We start from the raw sequence: 21,058 nt of genomic DNA, 5'->3' as shown, positions 1-21,058 counted from the left end.
TAGCAAAACATAAACAAAAACCGCAACGCTACGGCAACGCATGATGCGTTTAAATCTTTTCAGACGCGTGGAGTACTGATCCGGGTACCTCGCGCAAACTGCAGGACCAAATACGTGGAGGAAATTGACGATGCAACTGCGCATACATGGTAGGGCTTCGAACGTGACGGCAGAGAGCTCAGTTGGAGGCGTGCTGAAAGCTTTCAGGGCGCGCGCGGTGACTGGAGCTGCGCTGATGAGCCTGGTCGCGCTTGCAGGCTGTTCGAGCAATATGCCGGTCGGAAGCGACGCAGCCGGATCGGACAGCAACGCTGCGGGCAAGGGCGCTGGCGCATCAGAGTCAGAGACCAAAGCTGTGGAAGAATACAATCTCAAATTCGCTGCCTGTATGCGCGAAGCCGGTGTGAATGTGCCCGACGACCTTCAAAATTACGGCCCGGGCGAAGATTTTGGTGTCGATGCGAACGCGTGGAACACCGCCGTGCAGGGCTGCTGGGAAAAAGTCGGTGACAGCCCAACGGCAGGTGCGGACAGTGAAATGACTGACCAAGAATTCGATCGGCTTGTGCGTGTCGCTCAATGCCTGCGTCAGGACGGCTATCACGTGGAAGATCCAGTGCGAGGCCAGGGAATCCGACTCAATGACGTGCCGCCAGCAGCCATTTCTCAATGCTTCGACAAGGCTGATGCGGCCAATGCCTCCAACACCGGGACGGAGAACACCAAGTGAAAGCTATGACGAAGCGGCGCACGCTTGTCGTCCTCGGCATTGCGGCAATCCTGGTTGTGGCGCTGGTGGTGGCAAGTGCCATCTGGCTCAGGCACGGCGGGCAGGCCAATGCCGCACAATCGGGTCAGAGCGGTGCAACGGGGCAGGCAGGCTCTGCAATTGCCACCGAACCCGTTGTGCGCGAGGATCTGCATGGCAGTGTGAATGTTGCCGGCACGTTACATTACGCTGATTCGCACCAGCTTCGTGCCGGATACGACGGAATCGTGACACAGCTGCCTGAACCGGGCACTCAAATCAGCGCCGGTGCACAGCTGTACCAGGTAGGTGACGACCCGGCCTACCTCATGCGCGGTGCCACCCCTGCGTGGCGTGACTTTGAAGACGGTATGAGTAACGGGCAGGACGTTCAGCAGCTCGAACAGTCCCTCAAGGATCTGGGCTATTTTGCCGATGAGCCAGATGAGCGCTTCGATGCGCAGACGATCAGTGCGATCAGGAACTGGCAGGACGCAGTCGGACTGACACGTAGTGGTCGCCTGCAGCTGGGACGAATCATTTTTGCTCCAGCTGACCTGCGCGTCGGAACACTGTCTACCCGTGTGGGAGATCGAGTCACGCTGGACACCAGCCTTTTCAGCGTGTCCTCCATGCAACAGGTCGTGGATGCGAACGTCTCGCTCGCGCAGCAGGACCTGGCTGAAAAGGGCCGCGAGGTGACGATTCAGCTTCCCGACGGGTCAACAACGCCGGGCACCATCAGCTCAGTTGGCACCCCGGTTGAGCGTGGCGCTGGAAACGGTCAGGACAGCCAGGCCGACGGGCAGGGCTCACAGGCAAACCAGGCAGGCCCGGCTGCGGGAAACAAGGAACGCATCCTTCCCATCACCGTGACCCCCTCCGACCCGGAAGCCACATCAACGCTCCAGGAAGCATCCGTGACAGTTGCGCTACCGTCCCAAACCCGCGAAAACGTGCTGACCGTTCCAGTCAACGCCCTGCTTGCCCTGACACCGACACAGTTCGGCGTGGAAATCGCACGCGAGGACGGCTCATTTTCACAGATACCTGTTGAAACGGGACTGTTTGCAGCCGGACGCGTGGAAGTATCCGGAGACGACCTTGCCGAAGGTCAGCACGTGGTGGTGCCATCACGATGACCGACGCATTGGTGCAACTGGATGACGTGACTCGTTCGTTCGGCTCCCCGCCCGTCCAAGCATGTGCGGGTGTGAGCATGACGATTAATCGCGGCGAATTCACGGCCATTGTCGGACCGAGCGGATCAGGTAAAACGACGTTGCTCAACATGATCGGCACACTGGATACTCCCACGTCGGGACGCGTCCTCATTGATGGAATCAACGTCAGTGAACTTGATGATGCAGGCGTGTCAGCGGTGCGCGCCCGCATGATCGGATTCGTCTTTCAGCAGTTCCATCTCTCACCGGGAGTGAGCGCCCTGGACAATGTGGCTGACGGATTACTGTACCTGGGCGTAGCGCGCTCGCAGCGCCGCGAGCGGGCACGAGCAGCGCTGGAACGCGTCGGACTGGGGCATCGTCTGGAGCATAGACCCCACCAGATGTCAGGTGGAGAACGCCAGCGTGTGGCGATTGCACGAGCCGTTGTCGCTGAACCGCCGCTGCTGCTGGCAGACGAGCCGACAGGCAATCTGGATTCACGCTCGGGTGAATCAATCGTCCAGCTTCTCCATGACTTGAATGAGGCGGGCACAACCATCGTTGTCATTACACACGACAACGACCTGGCTGCGCGCCTGCCGCGCAGAATCGCCATCCGTGACGGACGGATCGTGGCTGACTCGGCCGACGGTGCGGCGGGCGGCGCGACAGGCGGTTCGACTGAATGCCCGGCGGGCGGCGTGGCTGGAAGGGAGCACCATGACTCACACATCTGATCACATTCGTTCAGCGCCGGCCGCGTCAACGCTTCTGGCATCAGATGCGGTGCGGCTCGGCACAGTGGGGCTGCGCTCACGCCCGATGCGTGCCTTCCTGTCAGCACTGGGCATCGCGATCGGAATCGCAGCAATGGTGGCGGTGATCGGAATTTCCACCTCCAGCAGAGCTCAACTGACTCGACAGTTGGACGCCCTCGGCACAAATCTGCTGACAGTCACTGCCGGAAGCGACATGACGGGAGCCGCTGCCACACTGCCACCAGACGCTGCAGCGAAAGTGGCGCTCCTGCCGGGTGTTACCGATGCGACCAGCACAGCTGCCCTGACCGACATCAAGGTCTATCGCAGCTCGCTGATTCCTGCAGAAGAAACAGGTGGGATCGCGACCGTCTCCACTGATCTGACACTGCTGGACGTGGTGGCAGGCGAAGTGGCGCATGGAACGTGGCTCAACGAAGCGCTCGCGCAGTATCCGACAACCGTTTTGGGGGCGAGTGCAGCCCAGCGCCTCGGCATTGTCACTCCCGGAACACAGATCTGGATGGGCAACCAGCTCGTCACGGTGGCCGGTATCCTCAAACCGGTACCACTGGCACCGGAACTGGACTCCGCGGCGCTGATCAGTCGCACAGTGGCGCAACGACTGTACGGCCATGATGACCATCCCACCACAGTGTACGAACGCAGCGCCGATGACCAGGTCGCCCGGATCCGTGACCTCCTGGCACCGACCATTTCACCGCAGGCATCAGGTGGTATCAAAGTGTCGCGACCTTCAGAAGCGCTCAGTGCGAAAGCCGCTGCCGATCATGCATTCACGACGCTGCTGGCCGGCGTCGGATCAATTGCTCTGCTGGTCGGCGGTATCGGCGTTGCCAACACGATGATCATTTCAGTCCTCGAGCGCCGCCAGGAAATCGGCTTGCGTCGGGCCATGGGAGCAACGCGCGCTCATATCCGTATCCAGTTCCTGTCTGAAGCACTGCTGCTGGCCGGTATCGGCGGAGCACTCGGCTGCATCATCGGCACACTGATCACTGCTGTCGTGGCCACTGTCAGTGGATGGCTGTTCGTCATGCCGCTGTACGTGGTGGCCGCAGGTCTGGCCGTGACCGTGGTGATTGGCGCTGTCGCAGGCCTGTACCCGGCAGTGCGCGCCGCACGCACACCCCCCACAGCTGCCCTGAACTCGCAATAGATCCAGAACTGAGGCTGCAGTCCTGCCCGCGTGGCATGTCCTGCCGGATGTGCCTGTCATCTCTTACAGGCACATCCGGTTGGCTGTGCCGCCTGTGTGGCACACTGACACTGTGAAGAGCACACGGCGGCGGCGCGTACCAACAGGGGCCTGCCCCATCAGGCGCAGACGCAACCTGCTGGGCACCGCAGCGCTCCTCGGCCTCGCACTAGGCGCACTGATCGTCATCACGGGACAGGACATCCGCATGCCCGGTCCCGAACTCCAGTTCGACTGCAATGACTTCCCCGGTCAGTGCCGTGACTACCCCTTCCCCTACGGCTACCTCATCGCGATGCTGCTGCTCATCATCGCCGTTATCGGGCTGTGGGTCGCGCTGGCGCGCCAACTGACAGGCAGCTGGTCGTGGACACCGCTTCTTGACCGCTCTGCCGAATTATCGGATCAGTCGCGCAGGAGCCCCACGCGTTCACGGACAACCAGCCAATGGGTCTCCCTCGTCGTTGATGTGGCACTATGCGTCGTTGCGCCGCCGATCCTGGCAGTCGGTGGCCTGGCGCTGGCCTTCGGTGGATACGCCGCAGCACTTGGATTTGCGGGCGTGGCCGGCGTGCTGCTCGCGTTGGTGTTCGCCCTCACGGCCAGTATTCAGACTCGCACAACCCGACCAGCCTGGATTGCAGGCGGAGCCGTCGCGCTCACAGCGATCATCGCAGTCTTCATCTCCGGAATCGCGCTGCTTTTCACTGGGCCGGGCCTGTTCGCGGTTCCTGTTATCGGGATTGTCGCCATGCTGCTGGCTCGCGCCGCCGCCTACGAGAGCATTCGCGAAAACTCTGCCGTCGAGTATGAAGGCGGTGCTCCATCCTCGGCAATCATCATCGACGAGGGTGACCCGACCACTGCTGCGTGGCGTCCTATCGCCCGATGCGCGGCGGTGGTGTGCACGGTGGCGGGGATTGTCAGTGTGAGCGCCCTGATGATTCTGCCTGCACCGGCTGACCGGTCGACCCCGATTGATCAGACTCCACCTGCTTCGTCTTCGGTGCCGCCGGAAGAAGCTGAGTCTGGAGCTGCGGTGGCTGCTGAATCTGGGGCGGTCGCTGAGTCTGGAGGTGAAGCGACGCCGGCGGTGGAGCCGCTGTGCAGCCCGGACTCTCTTACTGCCGAGCTCGGACCGGTGCAGGGAGCGCTGGGTGCTCGAGGCGCGATACTGACAGTGATTAACAATGGTGACACCGCGTGCTCTGTGAGCGGTGTGCCCGACCTGCAGATCACGATGAGTGGAGCAGACCTAGCGGTGAGCACTGTTGCCTCGCCCCGCGCCTCGGCGGCCGAATTTGACCGGGGAGTGGATATTCCTGCAGGTGCAAGCGCCGCGATGCAACTATCCTGGCGCGGAGCGGGGACGGAGGAATCTGACACGGTTGATATGACACTGGGCATCGCAGGTGGTGAAGTGCCGGTCGACGTAGCACAGGGCCAGGATGGCGGCAGTCTGGATATGGAGACCGGAACCCAGATCACCTGCGAGCCGTGGCGATAGGAAACGCTCATCGTGCCGATCAGCAGCGGTCAGCACGACGCCTGAACCAGAGGCAGGGCCCCTCGGGCCCCTACGCAAGCCCCGCGAGCAACCTCTACAGCCAGCCGTTGTCGCGGGCGCGGCGCGCGGCATCCATGCGGGATGAGCCACCGGTTTTCGCCATCGCGCTGGTGACATGGTTACGGACCGTGCCCTGAGACAGGCCGACTGTGCGCGCCACGTCAGCAGTGGTGCCGCCTGCCTCGGCCGCACGCAGCACATCGACTTCTCGGGGCGTAAGCGGATTGATGCCCAGCCCCAGCGTGCGTGTCGCAAGCTCCTGATCAACCACCTGCTTGCCGTCCTTCACCGCGCGAATTGATGCCGCCAGAGCCTCGGCAGGCTGGTCCTTCAAGACAAAGCCGGCAGCTCCCAGTGACAATGCTCGAGACACCCAGCCCGGACGGTCAAACGTTGTCAGCATCAACACGCGCGTATGCGGGCTGACTTCCCGCACACGCGGCAAAGCTTGCAGCCCGTCAACACCGGGCATCTCCACATCTAGCAACATCACGTCTACCTCAGCGCCCATCCGCTGAGCAATCTCAACCGCTTCGCTGCCGTTGGACGCCTGAGCAACCACCTCAATGTCAGGCTCCAAACCGATCAGCGCGGCGATACCGGCGCGGACAACTCCCTGATCATCGACAACTGCGACCCTCATGAGAGTGCTCCTTCACTGACGGGACGAACAGTGTCGCCCACCATTGACAGGGCAGGAGAATCCGCCCCATCAACAGGATTCACCACGAACGTCACGTGCCAGCCGCCCCCGTCAGCAGGCCCCCAGGTCACGGTGCCCACACCTTCGGCACGTTTTTCCAGCGACTCCAAACCGGTGGAGATGCGCTGTCCCGCGTGAGCGCTCTGCTGACTGTCCGCAATGGTTTTCTGGCCGGCAGCGGCCCGGCTTCGACCCGCGGCAGCCGGCCTGCTGCCCCGACCGTTGTCATGCACGCTCACGCGAACCGGACTGAGCTCCACCCATACCCGGTCAGCACCGGAATGGTGGACGACATTCGCCATCGATTCACGGACCAGGTGAGCGGCAACCTGACTGGTTTTGCCCTCAGGTGGATGCCCCTCATCGCTCAGCGTCAGCACGATGCCCGCAGCGTCCGCCAGGTGCGCGGCCTGCGCCAGCTCCTGATCCAGATCCGCTTCACGCGTGGCGGCAACAACCTGCCTCATCTGCGCCAGGGCGTCATGTGATAATTCCTGGAGCTGTTCAAGGTAGGGGACGCCCTCGTCAATCTTGCCCAACTGGGCGAACCGGGCGACGACCTGCGCGTTGACGTTGATGGCGGTCAGGGTCTGCCCGAGGACGTCATGCAGATCCGCGCTGATGCGGCTGCGTTCTTCTGACTGGGAGGTCTGGACGCGCTCGGCCTGACGGATCCTGTCTTCTCGGTCATTGTCGATGGCGCGACGAGCCATGAACGTCATGAAAATCGTGCACAGCAGGATCGCCAGCCCAAAGGACGCCTCATTGATGTTGGCCAGACGCAGAATCACCAAAAGCACTGCGAGCAGGACTGAGCCGATCAGCAGCGCGCACGCCCACCGCGTGTACAGGTGGCGCGGAAGCTGCAGCACAATCACCGCGCTGATGTACGGCAGAAAAAAGAACACCGACGCTGCATCCGAAAACGGCATCATACCTGCGAGCAGGACGCTCATGACGACGATCGTCGCCACCACCCACGGGTCCGTTGACCGTGAAACGGGGGCAGAGTCGGAACGGATCCACGTGGAAACGTACACCAGGATGAACACGGTGAGCCAGGCGAACATGGGCACAGCCTGCTCCGGGCTGCTGCGCACTCCCAGGATGATGCCGACGATGATGAAAATCAGGTACGGCAGTGCCCACGGCAACGAGCTGAGGCGCTCGCGCAGCGAACTTGAAGCCGCCGGTGAGTGCCACAGCCAGCTCCAGCTCATCGGTGTCAGTTCCTTTCAGTACGGCTCGAGCGGGTAAACGTCCAGACAGCTGCGGCCAACATTGCGAGCGACCAGACCGCGATATTGATGACCCAGCTCCATTCGAACGTGGTATCCCAGCCAAGCTGCGGTGCCCGAACAAGATTGATGATCCCATACATTGGTGTGTACTTCGCGACTTTCTGGACCAATGAGCCCATCTGCTCCAGCGGCATGAACATGCCGGACAGGAATGCACTGACCAGCACCGTCATCGAGACGATGAAGTACGCGGCGTTCTCACCGACAAGTTGGCCAACCGCGAATCCGAATGCCGCCAGGGGAAAACTGCACACGACAATCAACGCGAACGTCACAACCCAGGTAATTCCTGACATTTTAGCGCCGGTGAGTGCCCCTACACCATAGGTCACCAGTGCAGCCAGAGCGCCGACCAGAATTGCCGCACAGATCTGAGCCCACAGGTATGTAGACAGGCTCATTGGAGTCAGTGCCAGTGTGCGCCACCATCCGGTTCGACGTTGCAGCGCGGTGTTGCATGTTGCGCTTGCAGCCGATATGAGCGCTCCGTAGCATGTCAGACCGGCCAGAACGGCTGCCTGAATGTTCGCGTGCCCCACGCTGGTATCTGAGTATTCCTTGCCAACTGCGAACAGGAAATACATCAGAATGGGGATGCCGATGGAACCGCCGATGAACCACGGGTTGCGCAGCGTGTTATCACGCAACGCCATCATGAACTGTGCACCCAGTCCTTTGAGCGGCGGGGGAACAGGTCGGTCTGTCAGGTCTTGTTTCGTCAGGGTATGCGTCGTTGCGGCGTGCGTGCTCATGAATCTGACTCCTCTGTGTTCGCGCCGGTCAGGCGGGTGAACATTTCATCCAGGCTGGTTCGTTTCATTTGGAAATCCTTGATGCCTGCGGTGTTCAGTACCGCAAGAGCAGCCGGTTCAAGCTTTTCTCCGTCGATCGCGATTTGCCCGTCGTCGAATTCGTAGGTCCACTTGTCGGCCCCGGGCAACGCAGTGATCTCATTGACGAGGGCGTCCCTATGCTCTTCTGAGACGGTTGCGCGAATATGGGCACGCTCCGTGTTCAGCAGAGTTCGGGAGCTTTCATCTGTGACAACGTGACCGCGATTCATGATGATGATGCGGTGGGCAACTGCTTCAACTTCTGACAGATAGTGAGTTGCGAACACGACGGTCAAGCCGCCTGTTGTCAGTTTCTCCATCGTCTGCCAGAACTGCATCCGTGAATCCACGTCCATTCCGGCGGTCGGCTCATCCATGATGAGAAGGCGCGGACGTGAAAGCAGGGCGATCGCCAGGCGTACGCGCTGCTGTTCGCCACCTGAACACTTGCCGATTCTGCGCGTTGCCAGGTCGGTGATTCCGGCCAGCTCCAGCACCTCATCCACAGGTGCGGGATCGACGTATGCGCTGGCCAGTGTTGACACTGTTTCACGAACGGACGGTTCGGGCGGCAGTCCGCCAGTTTGCTGAATGACTCCGATCAGGCCGCGCTTGATTGCGTCATGAGGAGCCATGCCGAAAAGCCTGGCTGTGCCCGAATCCTGATGGCCCAGACCCAGAGCGATGTCAATGAGTGTGGTCTTGCCCGCGCCGTTGCGTCCCAGCAGTGCAACGAGTTCACCTTGTTCAACGCGCAGAGTGACATCGTCGACTGCGTGGACTTTGCCGAACGAGCGGTGAATGTCGACGAGGTCGATTGCTGGTGGAGCGGATTGTGGTGCGCGTGTAGGCGCCGCCGATGATGCCTGCGATGACGTCTGTGCTGTGTGAGCGTTTTCGGATCGCACTGTGGAGCCACGTGTGGTGGCAATCTCATCTGTGTTCATGTCTTCACAGTACAAATGATTACCCGCATGTGGATAGAGCGATTGTCACGATCTATCTATCACAAATGTCATGGGGTGGGTGCGGACACTCTCGTGCCCTGTTTTCGCCACCGTGCTTCCTGGTGGTGTGCACACTGGTGCCTGGCAGCGGTGAGCGTGGCGCTACTTCCAGCGTGAGAACCCGCCTTCAGTGTTGATCACCTGACCCGTGACCCACTGAGACTCATCACTGAGGAGCCATACAACCAGCCGTGCCGGATCATCAGGGGTGGCCATCCGGCCACCGGGGAACTGCTCGAGCACATGCCGGCGCACCTCGTCCGTCATGTAGCCGGTGTCAACAGGGCCGGGATTGACAGTGTTGACGCGGATGTTCCTGGCCGCAAGCTCATCTGACAGTGTCAGCGTGATGCCTGTGATTGCTGCTTTTGAGGCGGCGTAGGCGATTTCGCCGCGCATCGGCCCCATCGCCTGCCCGGATGTCATGAACACGATCGACCCCTGGTCGCCGGCAACGGCCGCAAAGGCCTGCGCCAGCAGGATTGACGTGCGCGCATTGACACGCCAGTGGGCATCAAGATCGTCCGCTGTGATGTCACTGAGTGCGCCGTCATTGCCAGACAGCGCCTGGTTGCACACAACAGCATCAACGCGGCCATATTCGCTGCGCGCTGTATCGATCAGTGCTGCGGGGGCTCCCTCGTCAGTTAAATCACCACCGACGTCGATCATGCGGGCGCCGGACCGAAGGTGGGATCGGATGCCGGCGCACACGGCTGCAATGTCATCGCTGCCCCACGGCTGTTTGTCGTCATGGGTGCTGAAGTGGTGGCATACCAAGTCAGCGCCCCATTCGGCGGCGCGCCGGGCAATAGCGTATCCGATCCCTGCCCGCCGGCTCACTCCCGTGATGACGATGACTCGGCCGGCCAGCGGGAACTGATCACGAGGCATTTACTGCGCTTTCTTGCCTTTCTTCATGGTGATCAGAGCCAAACCGATCGCCAGCATGAAGACATCCTTTGAGAGCATCAGGCCTTCTTGCGAGGGGCGGATTCCGTCTGCTTCGGTCATCGCAGGGTTGCGGAAGTACATGGTGAGCATGCCCGAGGCGAATGCTGTCAGCGCCAATCCGGCGAGTTTGCGAGGAATAAACGGTGTCAGAAGCGATGCGCCAATTCCGATTTCCGATGCGCAGATGAACTTGCCGAATACCTCCGGGTCAAGTTCACCGAGCTGGGGAATGCCTGTGGCGGCCATTTCCTGCAGTCCGGCAGCGGCCTCGGCATCCAGATGCAGTTTGCCGATACCTGAGTTCAGAATGTAAGCGCCGGTGATGGTGCGCATGATGCCGGATGCAAGTTTCATGGGGGCCTCCTCGCTTGAAAGGATCGTCTTGTTGGTGCTCGATCATTGCCAAGTCGACACAGGAGTGTCGTGCGTCCAGTGTATCGAAGGGGGTGAACAGGCATTGCCCGAATCGATAAGCTGACCCCATGACGATTACGCACGAGCTTTCGACAGATCGACCCATTGCCCTGATCACCGGCGCAACGCGCGGTATAGGTGCAGCCATTGCCCAGGAACTGTCCCGCACACACACCATCATCGTTGGTGGCAGTTCGGACGAATCGGTGGCGGCCGCCTGCGACAGGCTCATCGCAGCACGCCAGGCAGCTGCCACTGGCAGTAATACGGACACCTCCAGCCGAGACGCAGCAGCCACGGTCCGTCCATTTGTCGCAGACCTCAGTGATTTCGAACAGATGCACCAAGCCGTCGAAGACCTGCACCTGGAGCGCCTCGACATACTGGTGCACAGTGCCGGAACAATGGCGCCTTCAAGTACAATCGCCGAAACCATGCCTGACGAGTGGCTCCGAGTCCTGCGCCTGAACGTGGTTGCCGTAGCCGAGCTGACACGCCTGCTGCTGCCGGCTTTGCGCGCTGCCGGTGGCCAGGTCGTTGCGATTAACTCCGGAGCCGGTTATCGCGTGGGCGCTGACAACGCGGTGTACTCAGCCTCCAAGTTCGCCCTGCGTGCCTTCACTGACGCGTTGCGTGAGCAGGAGCGCGGCACAATTCGCGTCACTTCCGTGCATCCGGGTCGTGTTGACACAGATATGCAGGTGGACATTCAGCAGCGCGCCGGCCGCTCCTACCGCCCCAGCGATCACCTGCGCCCGCAGTCAGTTGCCGCCGTGGTGCGCATGGCAGTGGACGCGAGTGAGGAAGCAATGGTGGAGAACCTCGAAATTCGCCCGGTCGTGCCGCGCAGCAAACTGGGTAAGTAGGCGGTCCACTAGTCACCCTCGTCGATGGTGGGGGCGGTGGAATCCGGTCGCACAGGCTTCGAGTTCTTCCTGATGAATTGACGAGGGCGCCTTGGCCTCCACTGCTTGAGGCGGTGGATGAACAGGCGGGGACGCACCGACTGACTGCGCTCGTAGTGCTGTTCCTGATAGTCGAAGACAGGCAGGTGCCAGCTGAAGCGAATCGCGAGAATGCGGAAGACGAAGGTGACGATCAGCGTGATGGTCACAGCCCAGTCATCGTGCACGCCCAGTTCGGAAAGTGTGACGTACGTGCAGGTGGCGAGGAATGACACCGCGGCGTACAGCTCTTTCAGGAACACCAGGGGGATGCGGTCGCACAGGAGGTCTCGCAGCACGCCGCCCATCACGCCGGTAATCACTGAGGCGACGCAGGCGAGGATGAACGCCTGGGCGGGGCCTTGCTGGATGCCGACGTCCCAGCCGATGCGTGTGCCGAAAATGGAGAATACCGCCAGGCCGAGTGCGTCGAGACCAAGGAACAGCTTGCGGAAATGCTTCATCAATGAGGGAATCAGGACCGAAATCACTGCGGCGCACACGACAATGACCACGTAGTGGGGGTTCTTCACCCAGGTGAGGGGGTAGTGTCCCAGCAGGACGTCGCGAATGGAGCCACCGCCAATGGCGGTCACTGCGGCCACCATCATCACGCCGAACAGGTCCATGCGCTCGCGGGCCGCTGACAGGGCGCCTGTCATGGCCTCGGCCGTGATTCCAACAATAAAGAGCACCGTCAGCCACATGCAATGTACTCTAACAAGCCTGAGTGTCAGCGTGAGGTCACATCTTTTTCACCGCTCTTCTTCCCCGCCGAGACTGTCCCACCCAATCCCTCAACGTGTGAAGCGAGGGATAACCAAGCACCCGGCACGTCTGAGTATACGAACGCAACTTCCCAAACATGGCCACAGCCACCCGACGCTGCTCATCGGTATAAACAACTTTCATCCCAGTCTCCCAAAAACTCCAAGAAACTGTCCGGCCCCCCAAATGTGTGTATAGAATCGCTGTTTTTCTTGGTTTGACTAGGGGTTTTAAGGGTTTACACATGCTTTGAGAGCATGTGGTGTGAAGGGTGCTTGTAATCAACCTGTTTGTGGGGTATGTGGCTGGAAGCTAGTCAAGAATGGTCACACTAGCTCAGGTAGGACTCGTTGGCGTTGTAAATCTTGTGGTGCCTCGACTACTCAGGCCCGTCCCGACGTGACGGCTAAAGCCGAGGCCAGCCTGTTTAGAAGATGGCTTTTGGAGGAATTCTCGGCACGTCAACTCGGTTTAGCGAAAACCTCTTTTGCCAATAAAACGGCCTGGTGTTGGCAAGTCCAGGTGCCTAGACCGTCGGTCACTGGCGAGGTCTACGATCAGGTGTTACTTGATGGAATCTATCTTGCCTACGGCTGGTGCTTAATCACCGCTACCAATGGGGAAAAGATTATTACTTGGCAGTGGTGCCAGCGGGAAAACTCTGCCGCCTATCAGGCATTAATGAACCGGCTACCGGCCCCGATGGTAGTGGTAACCGATGGCGGGGCGGGCATCGCCAAAACCTTAAAAATCTGCTGGCCACAAAGCCGCATCCAGCGCTGTCTTTTCCATATTCGGGCTAACACCATCACTGATCTAACCCGTAACCCACAAAGCCCGACTGGTAAGGCACTATTGGGGCTAGCCAACCAGTTAACGAGAGTCAAGACACCCGAAGACGCCGGCCAGTGGCTTAGCCTGTTACAAGACTGGTATCGAGTATATCGCGATTACATTAACGAGAAAACCTATGGTCTTGAACCAGGATCAAGGAAATGGTGGTGGACACACGAGCGGGTCCGAAAATCCTATAAACGTCTTGAACGCCTGGCCCGGTCCGGTTACTTGTTTACCTGGCTCGACCCAAAATTCACTGGGCTTGATATTCAGCGCACTACCAGCAGCCTTGAAGGCGGCGTCAACGCCGCGATCCGTCGCCTACTTACCGCCCATCTCGGCCTATCCGAGCCCCACATGAAAACAGCGGTCGAATGGCTGTTAAACCAAAAATCCATCGATCCGGCAGACCCTATCACCTGGCTTGCCAAACATCGCCACAACACCAGCCAACAACAGCCACGTCCAGCCACCAACGACCCGATCGGCCCGCCCCAATACGACACCGCCATCGACTACAATCCCGCCTATCAAGACGGCTCCCTACACATCCGCAAAGGCTGGAACAAACGATAAAACAAACCACGACACGCCGAGACCATACACACATTTTAGGTATTAACCCTATTTTGCCGCAATAGCATGTTACACTTTTTAGTGTAGGCGGAGCTATCGCTAATTTGGTGTTGTCTGTGCGATTGATGAAGATCGGCAGTTTTATAGCTCCGGGACCGTCAGCCACTATGAACTTTACCAGCCGTACTTTACTTTACGGGAGAGAAGGGTCGTGAATACCAATGAGAAGAAAAAGAGGCACAGCTTTCACGCCGTTCGTTTTGTTGTGCGCGTCCGCCTTGTTTGTTAGCTTCACACCTACAGCCGGTGCTTCCAGTCGAGTTGACCTGGATGAATTGGGAGCTGATCTGGAAAACCAGGTGTCACAATTTCAACAGGAAACAGTCGATGGACAGACGCGAGATACTCTATCTGTTCACGATTCTTTGGTACCCGTCTCTCTTCGTCATCAGCTGCGCAACGAAGCCGACGGAATCAAAGAGACTGGAACACTGAAAATCACCGACACAGACGCCACACTTGAAGGTGATCCGCAGATTCTCTCTACTTACGTGAACGGCTCCCCTCATGAGGTTCTGTACACGCTGATTCTTCAGCAGACTATTATGCCGTTGCAGCATTTCCCGCAGGACACGGATGATGATTCAACAAACAGCAAGGCGATGGTGCCCATCACGATTGTTTTGGACACTGACGGTAAAGTATCCACCTCGACCTATGAAACACTGATGGATCATCATGAGGGCTCTATTTCGCTCGAAGACTTCTTGCAAGGCCCAGCCGACTATAGCGCACCATTTTCGATTGACACTTCCGTATCTCCTCTTTCGACCCGGAGCATTCCGGAACAAAATCGAGTCAACAGAGTTGTTTCGTACGCGCTTGAGTGGTGGAACCGACGTAACCCGCGTTATATATCGTTCGATACCGACTGTGCAAATTTCGTATCGCAATCGTTGCATGCGGGGGGGTGGAGAATGCTGGATGGCGGCAAGAAAGTTTCCGGCGCATGGTGGGCGTACGAAAAGGATGCCAGTTGGAGTTGGTCTGCTGCGGAAAACCTCTATAGAAATCTACTTGAAAGAAAACGCGGTTATGTCTTGGCGAATGTGAATCAGCTCAGTCCTTCGGACGTCCTCATGTACCGTTTCGAGGGGAAGAACATGGCGCATGCGATGGTAGTGACAAAGGTATCAGGCGGTGTTCCCTATTTGACGTACCATACGACAGACCGGATTAATTACCCTTTTACAGCACTTAAGAAGGACGTGCCGTCGGCTCGGTTTGTTCCGATACGAACCAGACTTGATCAAATTACATACGACTAGGATGTTTCCAAAAAGTCTTTCGCACTCATCTCACCATTTCTTGATCGAGAATCAGATTATTGTGAGGGGATGACGGCGCATATATGTACTCGGAGCATCGGGATCGCCGTCCTTGCTGGTTGGCACGTTATATGCCTGAAATCTACTCGTTTGTATCCTAGGACGATTTTATCGTTAATTCGGACATAACTCTCAATCGTGTGCGCGCGGACGGTGGAGTCTGCGTGCTTTTGATCCAGAAGTGGACGTGACCGGACAGGATGTGGAAGCGATTCTGGAGGGTGCACGGTGGGCGCCCTCGGCAATGAACCTGCAACTGTGGGCGTTTATCGCGGGGTGCGCGGAGATGACACGTACGACGCGCTGACCCACTGCGTGCGCGGGTACTGTGACTGGGCGCTCGATGTCAGTGCGCTGATCGCCACGATCTACCGCATCGAGGGTGGCGAACGCGACTCTGCCCTGTACGACCTGGGCGAGGCAGTTGCACACGCGAGTATCCAATGTGAATCGCTTGGGCTGCACGCGCGGCAGTTCGCAACGTTTGACCGTGGCATCTCGGAGAACACTGTGGTGTGCCGGAGCCATATCGGGTGGTGACGATGCTGGCGGTGGGTCTGCCTCCTGACGGCTATGCCAAAGCGGAGCGGAACCGGAAAAATCTTGAGGAAATTCTCTGGAAGACCCAGCGCCGTGCGTTCCTCGCTAGTAGCATGTGAGTAGTCGCTCACTGATGAGTGTCATTCAATGATGAGTACCAGAGGATGGATATGGCACGCACAAAACAAGAGGAAATCCGCGAGGCAGTCACGCGCTCACGGGAGTTCTTCTTCACTGGGAAAACCCGTGACCTCAGCTACCGCAAACGCACGCTGGCCGCATTTGAAAAATCAGTACGCGCCCACGAACGTGACATTCTGGATGCGCTGCACGCTGACCTCAACAAGTCGGACACCGAAAGCTTCATGACGGAGATTTCGCTGGTCCTGGACGAAATCAAGTTCATGCGCCGGCACCTGTCATGCATGGCAGCGCCGCACTACAAGATTCCCGCGCTTTCGCAGATGCCCGGCGTGCTGTCCGTGACGTATGAACCATTTGGCGTGGCACTGGTGATGAGTCCGTGGAACTATCCCTTCCAGCTGACGATGTGTCCCCTCGCCGCGGCGATCGCAGCGGGCAATACCGTGGTCATCAAACCGTCCGCCTACTCGCCGGCCACATCCCGCCTCATCCGGCAGATGTGCAAGGAGATTTTCGAGGACGGCTACGTGAGCGTCATCGAAGGTGGACGCAAGGAGAACTCGGCACTGCTGGATGAAAAATTCGACTTTATTTTCTTCACCGGCTCCCCGAACGTCGGCAAAGTGGTGATGCGCGCCGCGGCGGAGCACCTCACGCCCGTCGTCCTGGAGCTGGGCGGCAAGTCCCCGTGCTTTGTCGACAAGACCGCTGACATCGAAAAGACAGCGAAGCGAATCCTGTTCGGCAAGCTGACCAACGGCGGGCAGACCTGTGTGGGCGTCGATTTCGTGTATGTTCACCGCGACGTCAAGGACCAACTGATCGAGGCGCTGAGGCGGGGGATCGACAGCGCATTGCCGACCGAGGAGTATCGTCGCAACTCCTTCGCCAAGGTGATTCACCCCAAGCATTTCAAGCGTCTGTCCGGATTGCTGGAAGGGCAGCGCCTGATCACGTCGAAGTCGCTCGACGCCAAGCCGGCCGATGTGACGCTGGAGGATACGCAGCAGATCATCCCGGTGTTGGTCGACGACCCCGAATGGGACAGCCCCGTCATGCAGGAAGAAATCTTCGGTCCCATCTTGCCGATCAAGGAGTTCACGGATATTGAGGACGTGCTGACGGACTACCAGGATCGCGACAAGCCTTTGGCGCTGTATATCTTCACCAGGAAGAAGCGCTTTGCTCAGCGCGTTGTCGAGGCGATATCCAGCGGCGGCGTGTGCATCAATGACACGTTGCTGCACATGTCCTCAACAAAAGCGCCCTTTGGCGGAGTCGGGAACTCCGGCATGGGCAACTACCACGGGGCCTCGGGCTTCAAAACCCTGAGCCACGAGCGAACGGTGCTGCATAAGAGCTGGTGCTTCGACATTCCGGTGCGGCACCACCCCTATGATTCCAAGTCCTTCTCATTCCTCAAAAAGATACTGGGTTAACACACAAGGGAGGTTTCAATGCGCGTAGGAATTCCAACCGAAGCGAAGAACAACGAATTCCGAGTTTCAATGACCCCGAGTGGCGTCTCTGCACTTGTGCACGGCGGCCACGAAGTCCTGGTTCAGGCGGGCGCGGGTGTCGGATCTGCAATTTCCGATGAGGATTATGCCGCGGTGGGCGCCACCATCGTTGACGGTGCCGACGAGGTGTGGGCACAGTCCGACATGATCGTGAAAGTCAAAGAACCGATCGAATCTGAGTACGGTCATATCCGTGAAGGCCAGATCGTTTTCACCTACCTACACCTGGCTGCGGACAAGCCCGGCACGGATGCGCTGCTGGGAGCTAAAGCGGTTGGCATTGCGTACGAGACGGTGCGTTTGCCTGACGGCCGTTTGCCGCTGCTGATTCCGATGTCAGAGATCGCTGGGCGGTTGGCGCCCCAGGTCGGCTCGTATTTCCTTCAGAAGCCGCATGGGGGCAAAGGCGTCCTGATGGGCGGAGTGACCGGCGTGGAAGATGCACACGTACTGGTCATCGGTGGCGGCACCGCCGGAATCAACGCCGCTGCGGGCGCAGTGGGACTGGGCGCGGATGTTACGGTTGTCGACAACAATATCGACAAGCTGCGCCAGATCACGAACCACTGGGAAGGGCGCGTGTGCACGCGTTATTCCACGCCGCTGGAAATTTCGCGCCTGATCAAGAAGTCCGACGTGGTGGTCGGCTCGGTTCTGATCCCAGGTTCGAAAGCTCCCAAGCTAGTGACCAATGAGATGGTTGCGTCAATGCAGCCGGGATCTGTTCTGGTTGATATCGCCATTGACCAGGGTGGCTGTTTCGAGGATTCACACCCCACCACTCATGAGGAGCCCACCTTCAGGGTGCACGACACCACGTTCTACTGTGTGACGAACATGCCGGGCACTGTCCCGGTGTCTTCGACGCAGGCACTGACCAACGCCACCTTGCCCTATATCCATGCGATTGCGGACAAGGGATGGAAGAAGGCTCTGGCCGATGATGTGGCGCTGCGTCAGGGTCTGAACACCTTCGACGGGAAGATCACCTTCCCCGGCGTTGCCGAGGCATTCGACATGGAATGTGCCAGCGCGGAGGAGATCGTCGGAGCGTAAGAGGATTCCACCTTCACGGTTCCAGCCGGGCGGGTGTGCGGGCGCAGAAGCGTCCGCACACCCGCCCCTTTCTATGTATGAGTGTGGACGAACACGTAATAGATCATGCCGGGTCGGCTCGCACGAAGGCCTCGCCTAAGCGACTGTGCCTGCACGAGCACCTAGATTTTCGAGGCTCGCGTACGCGCCCCCATGAATCTCAACGCACTGCGCGAACGACCGCCAACATCTCAAGGCACCGCGCGCACATGCCCCTAGATTTAAGAGGCCCACGTGCACAATCCCCTAGATCTAAGCGCCCTGCGTGCACATACCCCTAGATCTAAGCGCCCTGCGTGCACATACCCCTAGAAAAGAACGGAGTTCTCATGAGACGATTTGCAAACCTGCAGGTCAGAGAGGGTGAGTGTGATCGCGGGCGTCGGGGAGCGCGGTTAATCTAGGGGAATGTGCACTATGAGGGTTTAATTCTAGGGGAATGTGCACTACGGGGGTTTAAATCTAGGGGAATGTGCACTACGAGGGTTTAAATCTAGGGGAATGTGCACTACGAGGGCTTAATTCTAGGGGAATGTGCACTACGAGGGCTTAAATCTAAGGCTTCGTGCATAAAACGGCTTCGATCTGGAGCCTCGTGCGCGTCACATGAACAGATAAGCGGTCTCAACGCAGTGGTGCCGGCGTTCGGAATGATCCGAACACCGGCACCTCGTGCAACTCAGGCGTTAGGAGCAGCCCGGCCGGGCTACAGCTTATTGACGGGCCCGTCTCGACTGGACAGAGCAGCTGCTCAGCCGAGCCTGAGCGTGCGGCTACTTTTGGGCGTACTGCCCGACCAGCATCATGAAATCACCGATCTGAGCACCGAACTCCGGCGCACCTTCCATGATCAGACGCTTCTGTGCAGTCAACGCCAACATGTCCGCTGTCTGCAACAACACGCCGAGCGCCGCATCCAGGTCGGTGAAGCGCATCGTGAAGAAGGGCTGCGACCGCTTGTATGCGCCGCGCGCAGAACGGGTCTTGCCCGCCTTGACACGGATGTAGCCAGCCAGGTCATCGCGGCCATCTACCACCAGGGCGTAGACACGGTCAGGTGACATCTTCGCCCATTTCGCCACCTCCGGGTGTCCAGCCTTATTGAGCTGGCTGATACCCGACGGCAGCAGGTAGAACATGAGCTTGACCATCAGTGCCTTGGTTTCCTCATCAGCCGGCGGCTCCGAAGCGCTGAGCAGTTTCTGCATCTTGAGCAACCCCATGACTACGGGAACAACCCAGTTCAGGTGATGCACGTGACGGAACTGCGGTAACTTCATCGACGTGCCTTTGAAGAAGGCGTTGAAGTGATCGATATCGTTGAACGCCAACTCCACAGTCGGTTCGTCCTCACTGGGTCCAAGCTTCACCGAGATGTCACCCTCGTCGAAAACGAGATGAGTAGCCCACTTGTCGCCCTCGTGCGGGAAGGAAAACTGGACGATACCGGTCTTCTTGGCGAACATCTTGTGCAGTGAGGTCTCCTCGATGATGACTTTCAGCAAGGGGATCGCACTGTTCAGGAAGATCTTCGCAGTGTAAATAGCTTCTTTATCCATGGAGTGTCGCCCTAAATCTCATCTGCCCAGTCGTCGTTTTCTTCGAAGTCCATCTTGAGCAGTTCATGGACCGCTGTGACGACGCCGGCAGTATCGATACCGTGGTAGGCCATCAGGTCTTCCTGCAGGCCAATGGGGGAGAACTGGTCCGGAATGCCCAGACGCTTGAACGCGCAGCCCATACCGGCAGATGCGATGACCTCTGAGACCGCGCCGCCCAGACCACCGATGATCGAGTGATCTTCCACGGTGATGATGCGTCGAGTGTCGTGAATGGCTTTGCGTACCGCTTCCTCGTCCAGCGGCTTGATCGTGTGCATGTCCAACACGCGCACCTTCACGCCGTCAGCGGCCAGTTCGCGGGCTGCTTGAACCGCAGAGAAGACTGTGCAGCCACACGCAATGATCGTCGCGTCGGAGCCGTCGGCAAGCTGAACAGCCTTGCCGATCTCGTAGCCGTAGTCTGCCTCGCGGTACACGATCTGGTCGAATCCGCGGTTGATGCGGATGTAGACCGGGCCTTCCATCTCGTAAGCGGCCTTGACTGCGTTCGCAGTCTCCATACCGTCAGCAGGTACCAGCACGGTCAGGTTCGCCAGCGACCTCATGATCGCGATGTCCTCGATCGAGTGGTGCGTGGAACCGGCCTGGCCGAACGAGGTGCCCGCGTGGGAGCCAATCATCTTGACGTTGAGGTTCTGATAGCAGATATCGGTGTGCACCTGGTCAAGGGCGCGGCACGAGTTGAAGATCGCGAACGAGGATGTGAACGGAATCAGTCCGCAGCTCGCCATGCCGGCCGCCACGCCGTACATGTTCTGCTCAGCGATGCCCAGGTTGTAGAAGCGATCTGGGAATGATTCCATGAACGTGCCGATCTTGGTGGATTTGGCCAGATCAGCGGTCAGAACAACAATCCTGGGATCGTCTTCGCCAAGTTTGGACAGCATCGCGCCGTAAACTTCAGCGGTTGACAGTTTCGTGGTGTCAATACTGGTGTAAACAAGGCCTGCCATC

General features: G+C 58.9%; 20 protein-coding genes and 1 pseudogene. 12 read left to right on the top strand and 9 right to left on the bottom strand.

Annotated features, from left to right (window positions below; all coding sequences use genetic code 11):
- Positions 1–163 precede the first annotated feature (163 nt).
- The 5 genes from HMPREF2975_RS11085 to HMPREF2975_RS11065 all read left to right on the top strand — a co-directional run bounded on the left by HMPREF2975_RS11085 (position 164) and on the right by HMPREF2975_RS11065 (position 5,398).
- Positions 164–730, top strand: a complete 567-nt coding sequence (locus HMPREF2975_RS11085) for a hypothetical protein (protein ID WP_070727886.1) — start codon at positions 164–166, stop codon at positions 728–730.
- 5 nt (positions 731–735) lie between these two features.
- Positions 736–1,890 carry an efflux RND transporter periplasmic adaptor subunit gene (locus HMPREF2975_RS11080; RefSeq protein ID WP_070727882.1) on the top strand — a complete coding sequence of 385 codons (1,155 nt, stop codon included), beginning with the start codon at positions 736–738 and terminating at the stop codon, positions 1,888–1,890.
- Complete coding sequence (locus tag HMPREF2975_RS11075; RefSeq protein ID WP_082628600.1) at positions 1,887–2,651, top strand: ABC transporter ATP-binding protein; 765 nt, start codon at positions 1,887–1,889, stop codon at positions 2,649–2,651. The genes HMPREF2975_RS11080 and HMPREF2975_RS11075 overlap by 4 nt, the downstream gene beginning before the upstream one ends.
- The gene (locus tag HMPREF2975_RS11070) at positions 2,635–3,852 is read left to right on the top strand and encodes an ABC transporter permease (RefSeq protein ID WP_058237370.1); all 1,218 of its coding nucleotides are present in this window, start codon (positions 2,635–2,637) and stop codon (positions 3,850–3,852) included. The genes HMPREF2975_RS11075 and HMPREF2975_RS11070 overlap by 17 nt, the downstream gene beginning before the upstream one ends.
- A 112-nt stretch (positions 3,853–3,964) precedes the next feature.
- Positions 3,965–5,398, top strand: coding sequence for a DUF4232 domain-containing protein (locus HMPREF2975_RS11065; RefSeq protein WP_141757421.1), 1,434 nt, complete (start codon positions 3,965–3,967; stop codon positions 5,396–5,398).
- Between the two features lie 94 nt (positions 5,399–5,492).
- On the opposite strand, the gene HMPREF2975_RS11060 is transcribed toward HMPREF2975_RS11065, so the two are convergent.
- The 6 genes from HMPREF2975_RS11060 to HMPREF2975_RS11035 form a co-directional block, all read right to left on the bottom strand.
- Positions 5,493–6,101 (bottom strand): response regulator transcription factor, encoded by a 609-nt coding sequence (locus tag HMPREF2975_RS11060; RefSeq protein WP_070727875.1) that lies wholly within the window; start codon positions 6,099–6,101, stop codon positions 5,493–5,495.
- Positions 6,098–7,381, bottom strand: a complete 1,284-nt coding sequence (locus tag HMPREF2975_RS11055; RefSeq protein WP_070727872.1) for a sensor histidine kinase — start codon at positions 7,379–7,381, stop codon at positions 6,098–6,100. Before HMPREF2975_RS11055 ends, HMPREF2975_RS11060 begins: the two co-directional genes overlap by 4 nt.
- A 5-nt stretch (positions 7,382–7,386) precedes the next feature.
- A complete protein-coding gene (locus HMPREF2975_RS11050) occupies positions 7,387–8,214 on the bottom strand; it encodes an ABC transporter permease (RefSeq protein WP_070727869.1) in 828 nt (275 codons plus the stop codon).
- Positions 8,211–9,242, bottom strand: coding sequence for an ABC transporter ATP-binding protein (locus HMPREF2975_RS11045; protein WP_083314555.1), 1,032 nt, complete (start codon positions 9,240–9,242; stop codon positions 8,211–8,213). The genes HMPREF2975_RS11050 and HMPREF2975_RS11045 overlap by 4 nt, the downstream gene beginning before the upstream one ends.
- Positions 9,243–9,404: 162 nt before the next feature.
- Positions 9,405–10,196 (bottom strand): SDR family oxidoreductase, encoded by a 792-nt coding sequence (locus HMPREF2975_RS11040; RefSeq protein WP_070727867.1) that lies wholly within the window; start codon positions 10,194–10,196, stop codon positions 9,405–9,407.
- On the bottom strand, positions 10,197–10,610 hold the full coding sequence (locus HMPREF2975_RS11035) for a hypothetical protein (protein ID WP_070727864.1): 414 nt from the start codon (positions 10,608–10,610) through the stop codon (positions 10,197–10,199). It lies immediately after the preceding gene.
- A 128-nt stretch (positions 10,611–10,738) separates the two neighbouring features.
- Here HMPREF2975_RS11035 and HMPREF2975_RS11030 point away from each other — a divergent pair, with 128 nt between their 5' ends.
- Positions 10,739–11,536 carry an SDR family oxidoreductase gene (locus HMPREF2975_RS11030; RefSeq protein ID WP_070727862.1) on the top strand — a complete coding sequence of 266 codons (798 nt, stop codon included), beginning with the start codon at positions 10,739–10,741 and terminating at the stop codon, positions 11,534–11,536.
- An 8-nt stretch (positions 11,537–11,544) separates the two neighbouring features.
- Here HMPREF2975_RS11030 and HMPREF2975_RS11025 read toward each other — a convergent pair whose 3' ends face one another.
- A complete protein-coding gene (locus HMPREF2975_RS11025) occupies positions 11,545–12,321 on the bottom strand; it encodes a trimeric intracellular cation channel family protein (protein ID WP_070727859.1) in 777 nt (258 codons plus the stop codon).
- A 325-nt stretch (positions 12,322–12,646) separates the two neighbouring features.
- On the opposite strand from HMPREF2975_RS11025, the gene HMPREF2975_RS11020 reads away from it, so the two are divergent.
- The 6 genes and pseudogenes from HMPREF2975_RS11020 to ald all read left to right on the top strand — a co-directional run bounded on the left by HMPREF2975_RS11020 (position 12,647) and on the right by ald (position 18,443).
- Positions 12,647–13,795, top strand: coding sequence for an IS1249 family transposase (locus tag HMPREF2975_RS11020; protein WP_193600050.1), 1,149 nt, complete (start codon positions 12,647–12,649; stop codon positions 13,793–13,795).
- 221 nt (positions 13,796–14,016) lie between these two features.
- Positions 14,017–15,123, top strand: coding sequence for an amidase domain-containing protein (locus HMPREF2975_RS11015; protein ID WP_083314553.1), 1,107 nt, complete (start codon positions 14,017–14,019; stop codon positions 15,121–15,123).
- A 214-nt stretch (positions 15,124–15,337) separates the two neighbouring features.
- A pseudogene (locus HMPREF2975_RS12350) lies at positions 15,338–15,490 on the top strand (nitroreductase family protein); the annotation flags it as partial.
- Positions 15,460–15,723, top strand: coding sequence for a nitroreductase family protein (locus HMPREF2975_RS12345; RefSeq protein WP_227469381.1), 264 nt, complete (start codon positions 15,460–15,462; stop codon positions 15,721–15,723). The pseudogene HMPREF2975_RS12350 and the gene HMPREF2975_RS12345, both read left to right, overlap by 31 nt.
- A gap of 164 nt (positions 15,724–15,887) precedes the next feature.
- Positions 15,888–17,306 (top strand): aldehyde dehydrogenase family protein, encoded by a 1,419-nt coding sequence (locus tag HMPREF2975_RS11005; protein WP_227469380.1) that lies wholly within the window; start codon positions 15,888–15,890, stop codon positions 17,304–17,306.
- Positions 17,307–17,324: 18 nt separating this feature from the next.
- The gene (ald, locus tag HMPREF2975_RS11000) at positions 17,325–18,443 is read left to right on the top strand and encodes an alanine dehydrogenase (RefSeq protein ID WP_058237360.1); all 1,119 of its coding nucleotides are present in this window, start codon (positions 17,325–17,327) and stop codon (positions 18,441–18,443) included.
- Positions 18,444–19,255: 812 nt separating this feature from the next.
- On the opposite strand, the gene HMPREF2975_RS10995 is transcribed toward ald, so the two are convergent.
- On the bottom strand, positions 19,256–20,041 hold the full coding sequence (locus HMPREF2975_RS10995; RefSeq protein ID WP_070727851.1) for a hypothetical protein: 786 nt from the start codon (positions 20,039–20,041) through the stop codon (positions 19,256–19,258).
- 11 nt (positions 20,042–20,052) lie between these two features.
- On the bottom strand, positions 20,053–21,057 hold the full coding sequence (locus tag HMPREF2975_RS10990; protein ID WP_070727845.1) for a transketolase family protein: 1,005 nt from the start codon (positions 21,055–21,057) through the stop codon (positions 20,053–20,055).
- Position 21,058: the final 1 nt, after the last annotated feature.

Origin of the sequence: Actinomyces sp. HMSC065F12 (assembly GCF_001814535.1) — a bacterium.
Taxonomy (GTDB): domain Bacteria; phylum Actinomycetota; class Actinomycetes; order Actinomycetales; family Actinomycetaceae; genus Pauljensenia; species Pauljensenia radingae_A.
Note: the sequence above shows the minus strand (reverse complement) of the source record. Positions and strands in the feature narration are given on the sequence as shown.